Here is a 12,926-nt window from a genome sequence, read left to right as displayed (position 1 = left end):
ATGTTTTAGGCTATTGTAACTATGTAATGATTATCTGAAACAGCTAGGTGATAGATTCTTCCTTGCCAATAGAAATTCATTCTGAGCGCTTTCCAGCCGGTTGGCAAAACAGGGGAGAACGCTGGCGTATCTCCATTAAAGTTCGCTCCCAAGAAGCCAAAGAAGATACTTGACCACGTTTCGCCCAAGCAGGCAAGATGAAGACCTTCTTTTCCGGTGTTGTTCATGATTTCGTGTAGGTCGAGATACAGCGCTTTTTTGAAATATTTTTCGGCAGCCTCCTGCAGGCCGTTTTGTGCAGCAAAAAGTGCATGGCTAGCGAAGCTCAGAGTGGAATCGTGCAAGCAGCACGGCTCGAAATCTTCCCATGCGTTCAGACGCTCTTCGGGAGTGAACTTCTTAGGCAACCGGGACATCAGAAGCAACGTGTCAGCCTGCTTGATAACTTGATACCTTTGCAGACGGTCAAAGCAAACATGATGATAGCTGGCACCGTCATCGGTTTTGAGCGTTTTAATGTCCACGGGCTCTAACCGAGTAAAAGTCTCATCCGGCAAATATCGGCCAGTTTGCGGATCGCGACATTCTTTCAAATTGTCTCGCAGAGAATGCCAGGCAAGGACTTCCTCATCGCTGAGGGAAAGCTTCGAATACCGATTGGAATCGGTTTCCTTGAGTTTCAGCGCTGCCTTGATGGCCAAATCAAGATTAAACTTTACCATGCAATTGGTAAAGAGATTGTTGTTGGTAATGCCGCAATATTCATCAGGCCCCTTGCAGAACATGAGGTCAGCAGAGCCATCAGGATGAATGATGCAGCGGCTATACCAGAAACGAGCAGTTTCGATGTAGACTTCCAGGGCCTGCAGGTAAAAGCTTTCATCGCCTGTTGCATCAAGGTACTGCTGCATAGCGAATGGAATATCCGCGGTAATGTGCAACTCACTGGCACCAATGTCCCAGCTTTCGCACTGCTCAGAACCGTCAAAGGATGTCATCCAAGGATACCGGGCACCGGCATTGTTCATCTTTTGGGCGTTCTCTTTCGCCTGCGGAAGGGTTCTTACGCGATATTCCATTAAGTTTTTGGCGGCTTCGGGGTGGCTATACAGGAAGAAGGATAACATAAAGAGATCGGTATCCCAGAAATAGCATCCCTTATACCGTGTGTGCGTCAATCCGCGAGCGCCGATACTTACGCTGCTGTCGCGGGCAGAACAGCTGGTGATAAGCTGGAAAATGTTGTACCGCACAGCGGACTGATCATCAGGAGCTCCATCGATTTCGATATCCGACTCATTCCACCGAGAGGCCCATGCCAGAGAGGATTTTGCAAAGAGTTCATCATAAGTGTCAGAGATTTTGTTGCTCCCAATAAGTGGGTCGATATCTCGACTTGTGGTGATGCGCGTGGTGATTTCCAAAACAACATTTTGACCGCTTTGTAAAATCCCGCACCACTGCTTTCCAAGGACATCATCAGAGATATAGTCTTCAGAATCTGAAAAAGAAGTATGGAAAGACATCTGTTCTCTTACAATCAAGCCGGTACCTAAAATGGAGAAAGTACAATCAACAGAATCCTTGCACATGTCATGCTGGGTGGGCTCGGCAAGTTTGATGGTTTCGTGATTTTCTTTTACCTGATCATCCGGAACAGGGCAGTTGCAGCAAGCAGTATGAATTCCTGCATATACCGAGATATTGGAGGTGCGTGATGCGGAGAAAGAAAGCCGCTGTACGAGCAGTGAGGGATCGGACATACTGCAGAACACATGATGCTCAATATTTAAAGCGGTTTCACCACTTTTGGCTAAAAAAGACTGTGAGCGAACGCCTGTTTTCATATCTAGGGTGCTGGATACGGGAGAGGAAAGTGTAATGGGATGTCCATCACATTCGATATTTCCCCAGACGGGAGTGGGCAGGTTCACGAAATCGGTGATGCCGGGTTTGATTTCACCGAAGATACCGGCAACGAACAGACCTGTCTCAAAGGTGCGTTTCTCCTGCCAGAATGGAAGATATCCACGGATGCCCATGCGGCCGTTCCCGGTGAAAAAAGTGCTTTCTTCAAAACTATCATTTGTGCTATTTGTCGTAAGCTCAATTTGCCAAGGCTTCAAAATTGTGTCTTGACGCATAAAAGCATCCTTCTTTCTTTTATAGTAATGCTTCACGGATAGAATGGCAAAGGAATCCTGCGCAGGTAGCGAAAGCCTCGCCGGTGGTGCAGTAACCAGTCACTTCATCAACGCTTTCGCATGCGATGCCATTGTCCATAGAGATTTTTTCCAAAATGGCGCGGCAATGTTCTACACGCCCGCACAGCAAGCTATTGGCTAAACTTAAGATCCAAGGGTGAGGTGCGTGTGGACACCCGATTTCGTTGATTGGACTGTTAGCAAAGCTGTATTTGTATTCCGGCGAACGAATCATTGCAACGGTATTGCGGTATACCTCATCGGTGAGGCTGCAAAAGCCGAACAAAGGAAGCAGTTGTAGACTTCCCGGCGGCTCGTCATAAACATCATGGCTGCCGTTCAAATCAATAGACCATCCGAAATAAGGTTTCCCCTCTGCGTCCTTTTGGACACAATGCGTCATAATAGCATCTTTGATTTCATCGGCAGTTTTTTCAAGATGTGCATATTGAGGTGCGAGTTGGGCCAAATCTTTGAGTGCTTTCCACACAAGCACATTATCGTATGTAATATAGGGGTAAACGTGCTCATCGTCTGTTGGCTGCAGGAAAGTATCATACAATCTGCAAGATGCGGCTTCATGCTGCCGCAGGCAATTCAAAATGAGGCTTATGCCTTGAGCGATATCGGAATCATTCAAAATGGATTTGTCGTCGGTTTTGTTAATGTAGCGTTCAAGCGCCAGAAGAGGGGCAACGAGTTCGTCCAGCTCAAAGCCAGGCTCCAAAACAGTGCCATCAATGTATCGTGAATGGATGCCAAAATTTCGGCGCTGTCGGCCGAATACATAGGAAAGCATTTCTTTGGCACGTTCGGAATCGGCGTCCAAAATAGCCGGGAAACTCCAAAGCAGACTGTCTCGATCCCAATAAGCGGCACTTACATAGTAGCGGGGGCTTCTGCTGGTAACGAGCACCAACTCTTCGGTGTCAAGTGTAATGCCGGTTGAGAAGAACATACAGAAGAACAGATTCGTATTGTAGAGCTGTGTGAGCTTTGCATCACCATTAAAGGTGACACGACGCTCTTGAAGCCAAGCCCTTGTTTTTGTGAGTTCCGCATCGAAAGTCTGCCGGAGCATTTCTTTGGCGCTTGTTGCGGCAGCAACTTCCTCGAAACCGAGACCCCAATAAAATACGACCGAGGCTGTTCCATCGGCAGCAATTGTACAGTGATGGGATAAATCGTAGGTAATACTGCCATCATCGGAACAGGTAAAAGAAGAATCTGTTTGTGCATCGGCCATAGGAGCAAAGGAGAACATCGGGAATCCTGCATGATATTCGAAAATCAAACTGCTGTTCCAGCCACTGCGGAAACAAGTTGCTTTACCACTTAACGGCTTGTCCTCGTTTACACAGTGCCAAGAGGAGGCCCAGCATCCATTTAACCCTATAACAACATCTTGTGCGCTTTCAGAAGTATTATGAACCGTCATCTGCATTGCGAAACCGCGTTCATCAATAGGAGGCACGTAAAGGGTTTTGAGTTCAAGGCTGCCAAGCTGTGCGGTAGACTGGGGCAGCCAATCATCAAGCCGGGTCCACGCAAGATGAGCCGAAGAGAGGGAACCGACGCCATCTAAATGAACATAAGGCTGAATCAAAGGTGTGGATTCGCTCCCGCGAATATCTATAAGCCCTTTTGCAGCCATATATAGGAATGTTATGTCCTCTATCCCGCCTGTTCGTTCGTTGATGCGGGGCAAAGAAACGAAATCATTGCCGGTTGGCAGATACTTGTCCATAGTGAATCCCCTTATAAAGTGAAATAAGCACACAAATAAGATTAAGCGATTAACCTTGTTGCTATCATCAATATAACAGGAATGTTCGGCGTAGTCAACAATATTTTTTTACAAATAACAGGTTAATTTAATTAACTGTTGACATTTTGCTGCCCGCGTGGTATTGTAATGCCAGAGAAAAGAGTTAAACGCTTAAACTAAATCCGTAAGATTGGTGGAGTCGATATGGCAAGACGCGCAACACTAAAAGATGTGGCAGAGCGTGCCCAAGTCAGTACGGCTACGGTGTCTTATGTTTTGAATGACAAGAAATCAATCTCCGAGCAGACCAAGACCCGTGTGTACGATGCGATTCGGGATTTGAATTATGTTCCCGATCTCAGTGCGCGAAGCCTGTCCAGTAGAGATTCAAAGCTGATTGGAATTGTCATTCCACAGACCGAGCCCGGCAGCAAACTGATGCTGCAAAATGATTTTTACAGTGAAATCGTTGGCAGCATTGAGTATCACGCAAGACAGCATGGCTATCATGTGATTATTTCGGCCACAGATGTAAATGAAAGCTACTTGACTTTGGCTAAAGAACGGAACCTTGACGGGATTATTGTTATCGGTATGTACCCGGATGACTTTTACCGTCAAATGAAGAAAACACAAATCCCCATTGTATTGATTGACAGCTACTGTAACGATCATTATTACCATAGCATACGAATTGATGATGCCTATGGAAGTTATCTGGCTACCAATCATGTGATTGGATATGGGCATAAAAAAATTGCTTTTTTCTGCGGTCAGATCAAAGAAAACGGTGTCATAAAGAAAAGGCTCTGCGGCTACCAACAGGCACTGGAAGAAGCCGGAATCCCATATGATTCCACACTTGTTTATGAAGGCAAAGTTGATTACGATAGTGGCATCGAGCTTGCACGTAAACTGTGCAATGAAAATAAAGATGTCACAGCAGTAGTTGCTACCGCAGATATCTTAGCTATTGGAGCTATGAAGGGGTTCTACGAACAGGGAGTTTCGGTTCCCAATGATATTTCTATCGTTGGATTTGACGATTTGGAGATTTCTAAATATCTGACACCAGGACTGACGACGGTTCGCCAAGAAATCTCACAAAAAGGTGAAAAGGCAGTTGAACTGCTTTTAGATAACATTCAAGACGCGGATATGACAAAGCGAGAGGTTATTATTCCGGTTAGCCTTTCTCGCCGGGAATCCGTTCGAGATATGAGAGGGGAGGAATAAAAAAGGACTGCACCAACCGTCCAAAGTCTGTGCAGCCCAAATCCAAAGAGCGTCTTATTGCTCTTCTATAATAAGTGTAAGCGAAGAAGAGCAAAAAATCAAGTGTTCCACTACTTATACAAGGAGGAAAAACAATGAAAAAGGCGATTCCTTACATGGCATGCTCGATGGCCGCAATGCTTGCACTCAGTGCCTGCGGTTCGGCAGCCTCGTCTGCAAGTACCGTGGCAAGCTCTTCTGATGCAGCTTCTACGGAAAGCACGGCAGCATCGGAGGCTTCTAATGAGCCTGTGACAATCACGTTTGCACAGTACTCCGGGTCCGGAGACAACGAGCAGTATCTGCAGCAGATGGTTGACAACTATATGAAAGAAAACCCCAATGTCACCATCGACCTGCAGACCTATGGCTATGACGACTACTTTACGCAGATGACGGCGAAGGTTTCCGGCGGCCAGGCTCCCGATGTTTTTGAACTGGATTACCAGAATTTCGTCTCTTACGCAAAGAAGGGCGCATTGATGCCGCTGGATGACATCCTGACCAAAGACGGCATCGACACCTCTATCTACAACGATATGGCCCTGAAAGCGTTCAGCGCTGACGGCGTGCAGTATGGTGTTCCTGATAGCTTCTCGAATGTTGTGCTGATTTACAACAAGGATCTGTTTGATCAGGCCGGCATCGACTATCCCACGGACGACTGGAAGTGGGAGGATGCAATGGCTGCGGCGGAGAAAATCCGTGCGCTGGGTGATAATATCTACGGCTATTATCATCCCATTTCCTTCAACGAGTTCTATAAGACCGTTAAGCAGAATGGCGGCAGCCTTTTCAATGATGACTTTACGGAGTTCACGATGGATACCCCGGAAAACATTGAAACGCTGCAGTACATGGTTGACATGCAGCAGAAAACCAATGTTATGCCCACCGAGGAGCAGATGGCAGGCATGGGTGACTGGGACCTGTTTGAGTCTGGCCGCCTTGGCATGATTGTGACGGGTATTTGGGCATTCCCCGAATATACGAGCAATTGCGACTTCGATTGGGATATCGTTGTTGAACCTGGTCACACTCAGAAGGCTACGCACTTCTTCTCCAACGGTTACGTCGTTTCCAAAGATTCTCAGGTCGCGGATGAAGCCGTTAAGTTCATCACCTACATTTCCTCCAACCGTGAAGCAACGCAGATCCGCCTGGACGCAGGCTGGGAGCTGCCTCCGGTTCAGGACGAGGATATCATCGCTCAGTACAAAGAAAAGACTCCTCCGGCAAATCGCGAAGCGGTCTTTAAGAGCCTTGATTACCTTGTGACTCCTCCTGTTATCACCCAGTATGCAGAGCTGCAGGACATCGTTGGTCAGCATTTGAGCGCTGCGGCCGCCGGCACTGTCACCCCGGAGCAGGCGCTGAAGGATATGCAGGCTGAGTGCGAACAGAAAATCGATTTGACCAAGTAAATAGTTTGACGGGGGCAGGCGGGAGCCTGTCCCCGCATTTTTATCGGAGGGTTTATAGAATATGAAAAATTCCCGATTGGCAAGCTGGAAAACAGCATTACCATTTTTGCTTCCAAGTTTGGCTGGTTTTGTTGTGTTCAGTATCATCCCAATGATTATGCAAATTTTTGTCAGCCTGACCAGTTGGGATGGATTGAGCGAACTGACATTGTTCAGTGATTTTAGCGGATTCATGGATCGATTCTACGTAGGGATCGAGAACTATAAGGAAATTCTCACATCAAAAGAATTTTATCAGGTGATTGGAAACACGCTGGAATTTGTGATCCTCTACATTCCTTTGATGCTTATTGCCTCTATGATTGTGGCGCTCATTTTGAACAGTCATGTAAAGGGTGTTGGAATTTTCCGCGTTCTTTACTATATCCCGGTTATCACCTCATGGGTTGCTGGCGCATTGATTTGGAAATGGGTTCTTAGTCCTGAGTATGGTGCTATTAACAATATTCTGGCCTTGTTCGGAATTGAGGGGCCCTCGTGGCTTCAAAGCTCAAAGTGGGCAATGCCCGCAATCGTTCTTGCCTCGGTCTGGAAGGATATGGGGTACTTTGGCCTTATGCTGATGTCTGGCCTTCAGGGAATCAATCAGGAATACTACGATGCGGCGGCAATCGATGGCGCCGGTAAAATCAAACAATTTACAAGAATTACATTGCCATTGCTGACTCCTACGCTTTTCTTTGTCTTGATTATCAGCTTGATTAACTCCTTCCAGCTGTTTACGCAGATTATGATCATGACCCCCGATGGTGGCCCGCTTGGCTCGACAATGGTGATGGTTGAACGCATTTATAAGTGCGGCTTCCGTTACTATGAAATGGGTACGGCTGCCGCATATAGCTGGATTCTGTTTGCGATTTTGCTGCTTCTGACAATGGTTCAGATGAAACTTCAGAACAAGTGGGTGAACTACGATGACTAACGCTAAAACATCTTCTTTGACAGGGCTGAAACAAAGACGAATCATTGGAAAAGTGGCATTTTATGTACTGGGATTGTTGATGGCCATAATTGTCTGCATCCCGTTTTATTGGATGATTATCACCAGCTTAAAAGGCTGCGGCGCTATTATGAGCATTCCCGTGGAGTGGATCCCAAAAGAACCGACACTTGATGCATACAAAAAACTTTTTGCTATGCCGGAATTTGTGGGTTCTATCTTCAACAGCTTTTACGTGTCTGTTCTTTGCACGGCAGTGCGGCTTCTGTGTGCCGCGATGGCTGCATTTGCACTGACAAAAATTCCGTTCAAGGGACGTAATGCGGTCTTTGGTATTTATGTTACGGCGCTGATGATTCCGTCGCAGATCACTTTTATTCCACTGTTCATTATCATGACGAATATGCATCTTACCAATAGCTTAAATGCGTTTATGCTGTTGCAGCTGTTTAATGCCTTTGCCATTTTTATGATGCGGCAGAAAATGATGACGATCAACGATGCCTATATTGAAGCTGCTGTTATTGATGGCGCGAGCATGTGGCGCATTTTTTTCAAAATCATACTGCCCATGAGCGGCAGTGCTATGGCAACGCTGGCAATCCTTGCATTTATGGACATGTGGAATGATTACCTGCTGCCGTTGGTTTTGCTGAGCGAAAGAAGCAAATTTACGCTTCCACTGCTACTGAGCACGTTGTCCGGCCAGTACAAGAATCAGTACAACCTGACAATGGCAGGCGCACTGATTTCGATTATTCCGATTCTGATCGTTTATATTTTTGCGCAGAAGTATTTCAAAGAAGGCCTTACGGTTGGCGGCGTGAAAGGATAAAAGTATATGATTGAGTGGGAGCCTAATAAGAACGATGCCAATCTGAACATGCCAGTAGACGGTCAGGTGGCTTCTATATGCTGGAATGAACAGACAAAACTGCTCACCATGAGTCTTGCGTATTCAGCAGTTTATGGAATGGGTGAACGGTATAATGGACTCAACCAGAATGACCGCATCGTGAAAATCGAGGTGGAAGAAAAGTTCTGTAATCAAGGGGATAAAAGCTATTGTCCCTCGCCGTTCTTTTTCACGGATACAGGGTTCTCTTTCTGTACACTGTCTGGTGGCACATTGATATTCGATTTCACACAGAAAAACGTCATAACGGTTCATGTGCCTAGCAATTGTAAGTTTATATTCAACGCAGGAATGCCTGCAAAACTGATTTCTGAGTATATGTCTTTGTCCGGGCCTGCGATTCTTCCGCCTGACTGGGTCTTCGGGCCGTGGATTTCCGCAAACCATTGGAACACGCAAAAGGAAACGGAAAAGCAGATTGAACTTCTGAAGAAGTATCAATTCCCGGCTACCGTGCTGGTTCTTGAAGCATGGAGCGATGAAGCAACCTTTTACATTTTTAATGGTGCCAAATATAAGGAAAAGCCGAACGGAGCGCCTTTTGCAGTAGATGACTTTGACTATTCGGAAAGCGCCTATTGGCCGAACCCACAAGAAATGATTAAAAAGCTGCATAAGGCAGGACTTCATCTGGTGCTCTGGCAGGTCCCGGTGTATAAGCAGCAAGGCGATGATGAAATCAGAAATCATCAGAATGATTTGGATCGGGAGGATGCAGTAAAACGCTCCCTGTGTATTCATAACTTGGATGGGACGCCCTATAAGATTCCGGAAGGACATTGGTTTCCCGGCTCGATGATCCCTGATTTTACAAATCCAGAAACTTGCATTACGTGGTTCGGAAAAAGACAGTACCTGCTTGATATGGGCGTAGATGGATTCAAAACCGATGGCGGCGAATTTGTTTGCACAGATGCAGTTTCCTTTTATGACGGCAGTACGGGCAAGGAAAGCCGCAACTACTATCCGCAGCAATACACGAAGGCATATACCAAATTTCTTGGCGATAATCATGTTCTTTTCAGCCGTGCAGGCTACATGGGACAGCACACAACACCGTGCTATTGGGGCGGGGATCAGCAGTCCACAAATGATGAACTGCGGCATGTCCTTTCCGCAGGGCTTAGTGCAGCTTTAAGCGGCATTCTGTTCTGGGGATTTGATCTTGCCGGGTTTGCAGGGCCGCTTCCGACGTTGGATCTCTATCGCCGTGCAACGATGCTGGCGTGTTTTACGCCAATTATGCAATGGCATTCTGAACCCGATGGCGGTCAGTTCAAAGAATTGATGCCAGGCGGCGAGGGAAACAATGAACGCAGCCCGTGGAATATGGCAGCAGTCTATAATTCTCCTGAATTCGTGACAGAGATGCGTTTTTGGCATTGGCTCAGAATGAATTTGCAGCCCTATTTGATGGCCACTGCATTCAGGTGCGCAGCAGAGAAAGTCCCAATGATGCGTCCGCTGGTGTACGAATGGCCGCGGGACAAAGCCGCTCGCCAAGTTGAGGACGAATTCCTTCTGGGGGATGCTATCCTTGTTGCACCGCTGTTGGAAGAAAACCAAACTGCAAGAGAAGTCTATCTGCCGGAGGGCGAATGGTACGCCTTTTTTACGGGAAAATGCTATCATGGCTGCCAGACAATTTCTACGACGGCAGGTATGAAATTCCCTGTTTTTATCCGCGGCGGCTATGCAGTTCCTCTGCATGCTGATGGCATGGATTCACTTGGCAATCCAGTTTCTCAGAATCTTAATTCTAAACTGATTCTGCTTGTCGCTGGAGCGGTAGGCAAAAGTACTTTCACCACAAATAAGTCGGTTCTTACCTGCGAGTGGAAAAACGAAAAGGTCCGCGTGGAAGGAACTGGAGCAGAAACCGTTCAAATTCACCATTTTTGCTGACCGCAAGAGGCTTTAGCACACAGCAAGAGGCTGTTTATTTGCAGTCAAAAGGATTTGCCTATGAACGCTATTATTTTCGATTTAGATGGTGTTCTGTGCCATACAGATGAATATCACTATATGGCATGGAAAGCCATAGCTGATGAATTGCATATTCCTTTTAATAGAGAAGTCAATAACCAGCTGCGAGGCGTTTCGCGGATGGAGAGTCTCAAACTAATCCTGCGCAATTCGCCAGTCTGTTATAGCGAGCAGGAAAAATTTCTGCTTGCGGAAAAGAAAAACAATATTTACAGAGAACTGCTACAAAATATAACTTCAACGGATTTGGCAGATGGTGCATGGACAGTGCTGGAAAAGCTGCATGCCATCCATATTCCGCTGGCTATCGGATCTTCAAGTAAGAATACACCGCTTATTGTAGAAAAACTCGGGATTGGAAAGTTCTTTGATGTTATTGTAGATGGAAATCAAATTTTACATTCAAAACCAGATCCGGAGGTGTTTTTGCTGGCGGCAGAAAAGCTGCACCAAAAGCCAAGTGATTGCCTTGTCGTTGAAGATGCAGAGGCAGGTGTGAAAGCCGCCCTCAATGGGGGCTTTCTGGTGGCAGGAATCGGGCCGGCTAAAGATTGTTCGAACATCAATTATCCGCTTCTATCGTTAAGTGAACTTCTTGCAATAGAGGGCCATCCAGCCTGATGGAAAACTAAATAAAAGGTGATGATAAAAGAGCCTGCATTCTGAAGTCCAGTTGGACTTGGATGCAGGCCTCTTTTTTGTTATAAGCCATTTTATGTTATGGAGTTTGATGATGACATGTATTTAGCCTAGCACTGATTGCCGGAATCACGCAAGATTTTGATTGAACAGAGTAGTATGGTGATGCACCACATGTAATTCTAACTGTGCTTCTGATCAAAATAATTAACAGGGACTTTTGTATCTCATGCCCACATTCAGGCGTAGCTGTTTCTGCTAATTTTTAGGTATTTCTAAAGCGTGTTCGTTTACTGGCGGTAAATTAAAAATCGCAAATTTAAATTTGAATTTCGTTAAAATCACAAGTTTTATAGAGCATATTTGTAAGTTTTTACAAACTTCTTTGCGAGGTGTTGAAATCAAAAAGCGAATATGTTACTATTTAGACGCAATAAGTAAGATAACTTAACTAACTAACTAACGAACCAGACCTGATATTTGCTACACGAAAGGCAAAATTTGTAAATGGTTATTCAACAGCGCATCCGTGCAGAAAACCTGAAAAAAATCTACCAACTGGTAAACCAAAATAGAAGTATCTCGAGGGCGGCGTTGTCGAAAGAAACCAATCTCAGCAAACCCACGGTTTCCAGCTTGGTTGATGAGCTGATTGTCAACAAGTATCTCATTGACTGCGGGACCGTTGTCAGCCAGCAAATGGGACGCCGTCCCAGCGAACTGAGGGTCAATGGTACAGAAAACCTAGTGGCGGTTATCAGCTGGCGGAGAGCGCGCTTGGATATTGCCCTGATCACGGCGGATAATAAGATCGCCTTCCGGGATCAGATTCCCCTTACGGAAGAAGAGGATAAGGTCGACAAGATCACATCCACCTTTTTCAACATTATGAAGCCGAAAGTAGGGGATAAACGCATCATGGGTCTCTGCATCATTATACCGGGCATTATTGATGCAGAAAATAAACGGATCCTCTCCACAGTCATCGGCGTAGGCTACAGTGACCCTGTGGTCCAGCGCTTTGAAGAAGCTTTTCATGATTATCCTTTCTGCCTGCTGAATGATACCGCCTGTTTCGCTTACGCAGAATATGTGTTTGCCAACATTACAGAACCCAATTTTGCCTATATCAACGTCTCAAAAGGTGTTGGCGCTTGCCTTTTTGCCAATGGAAAAATGCTTCGTGGGGCTGGCGGCAATGCAACGCAGTTCGGACATTTCTCAGTTGACAGAAACGGACCGCTTTGCGCTTGCGGAAATCATGGCTGCGTTGAACGTGTTGTAGGTGAAAATGCCTTGACGGAAAGAGCGGAGGCGTGCGGTATTGATTTGACCCGTTTCGCTGGACGCAAACCTTTGTACTGTGATATCGGTGCCATGGCTGAAGATGGGGATGCCCATGCAAAAGAGCTGATAAAAGATCTAGCGGTCGATTTGTCTTTTGCGATCTCAAATCTGATCACGCTTTTCAATCCGTCGCTTGTGGTGATTGGCGGTATGGGCGTAAATCTTGGCCCGTTCTTCCTTTCGAACATTCGCGATGAAGTACAAAATAGCGGCTTTAAAGAGTTCGTGTCCAATACCTGGATCCAGTATTCTACACTGGGGCTGGATTCCGAGCTTGGCGGTGCTGCAAGATATTATATTGATCACTACTACGATTTCTTTGAACAGATGCAAGGCGGCCTATACGCTGACTGATGCAGAAAAGAGG

General features: G+C 46.1%; 9 protein-coding genes. 7 read left to right on the top strand and 2 right to left on the bottom strand.

The features are described from left to right. Nucleotides 1-5 precede the first annotated feature (5 nt). Both OGM81_13245 and OGM81_13240 read right to left on the bottom strand, forming a co-directional pair. On the bottom strand, nt 6-2,144 hold the full coding sequence (locus OGM81_13245; GenBank protein UYJ43277.1) for a glycoside hydrolase family 65 protein: 2,139 nt from the start codon (nt 2,142-2,144) through the stop codon (nt 6-8). 19 nt (nt 2,145-2,163) lie between these two features. Continuing rightward, a complete protein-coding gene (locus OGM81_13240; protein ID UYJ43276.1) occupies nt 2,164-3,951 on the bottom strand; it encodes a glycoside hydrolase family 125 protein in 1,788 nt (595 codons plus the stop codon). A 225-nt stretch (nt 3,952-4,176) separates the two neighbouring features. Between OGM81_13240 and OGM81_13235 the strand changes: the two genes are divergently transcribed. The 7 genes from OGM81_13235 to OGM81_13205 all read left to right on the top strand — a co-directional run bounded on the left by OGM81_13235 (nt 4,177) and on the right by OGM81_13205 (nt 12,913). Beyond that, nucleotides 4,177-5,208 (top strand): LacI family transcriptional regulator, encoded by a 1,032-nt coding sequence (locus tag OGM81_13235; protein UYJ43275.1) that lies wholly within the window; start codon nt 4,177-4,179, stop codon nt 5,206-5,208. A gap of 134 nt (nt 5,209-5,342) precedes the next feature. Then, entirely contained in the window at nt 5,343-6,671 is a 1,329-nt protein-coding gene (locus OGM81_13230; protein UYJ43274.1) for a sugar ABC transporter substrate-binding protein, read from the top strand. A gap of 61 nt (nt 6,672-6,732) precedes the next feature. Next, the gene (locus OGM81_13225) at nt 6,733-7,653 is read left to right on the top strand and encodes a sugar ABC transporter permease (protein UYJ43273.1); all 921 of its coding nucleotides are present in this window, start codon (nt 6,733-6,735) and stop codon (nt 7,651-7,653) included. Then, complete coding sequence (locus tag OGM81_13220) at nt 7,646-8,506, top strand: carbohydrate ABC transporter permease (GenBank protein UYJ43272.1); 861 nt, start codon at nt 7,646-7,648, stop codon at nt 8,504-8,506. Before OGM81_13225 ends, OGM81_13220 begins: the two co-directional genes overlap by 8 nt. Before the next feature lie 6 nt (nt 8,507-8,512). Then, nucleotides 8,513-10,492, top strand: a complete 1,980-nt coding sequence (locus OGM81_13215) for a glycosyl hydrolase (protein UYJ43271.1) — start codon at nt 8,513-8,515, stop codon at nt 10,490-10,492. A gap of 60 nt (nt 10,493-10,552) precedes the next feature. Then, complete coding sequence (gene pgmB / locus OGM81_13210) at nt 10,553-11,194, top strand: beta-phosphoglucomutase (GenBank protein ID UYJ43270.1); 642 nt, start codon at nt 10,553-10,555, stop codon at nt 11,192-11,194. A gap of 525 nt (nt 11,195-11,719) precedes the next feature. Then, the gene (locus tag OGM81_13205) at nt 11,720-12,913 is read left to right on the top strand and encodes an ROK family transcriptional regulator (GenBank protein UYJ43269.1); all 1,194 of its coding nucleotides are present in this window, start codon (nt 11,720-11,722) and stop codon (nt 12,911-12,913) included. The last annotated feature ends 13 nt before the right edge of the window (nt 12,914-12,926 follow it).

This window comes from Oscillospiraceae bacterium (genome assembly GCA_025758045.1).
In the GTDB taxonomy this organism is placed as follows: Bacteria; Bacillota; Clostridia; order Oscillospirales; family Ruminococcaceae; genus Gemmiger.
This window is presented reverse-complemented; position numbering and strand designations above follow the sequence as displayed.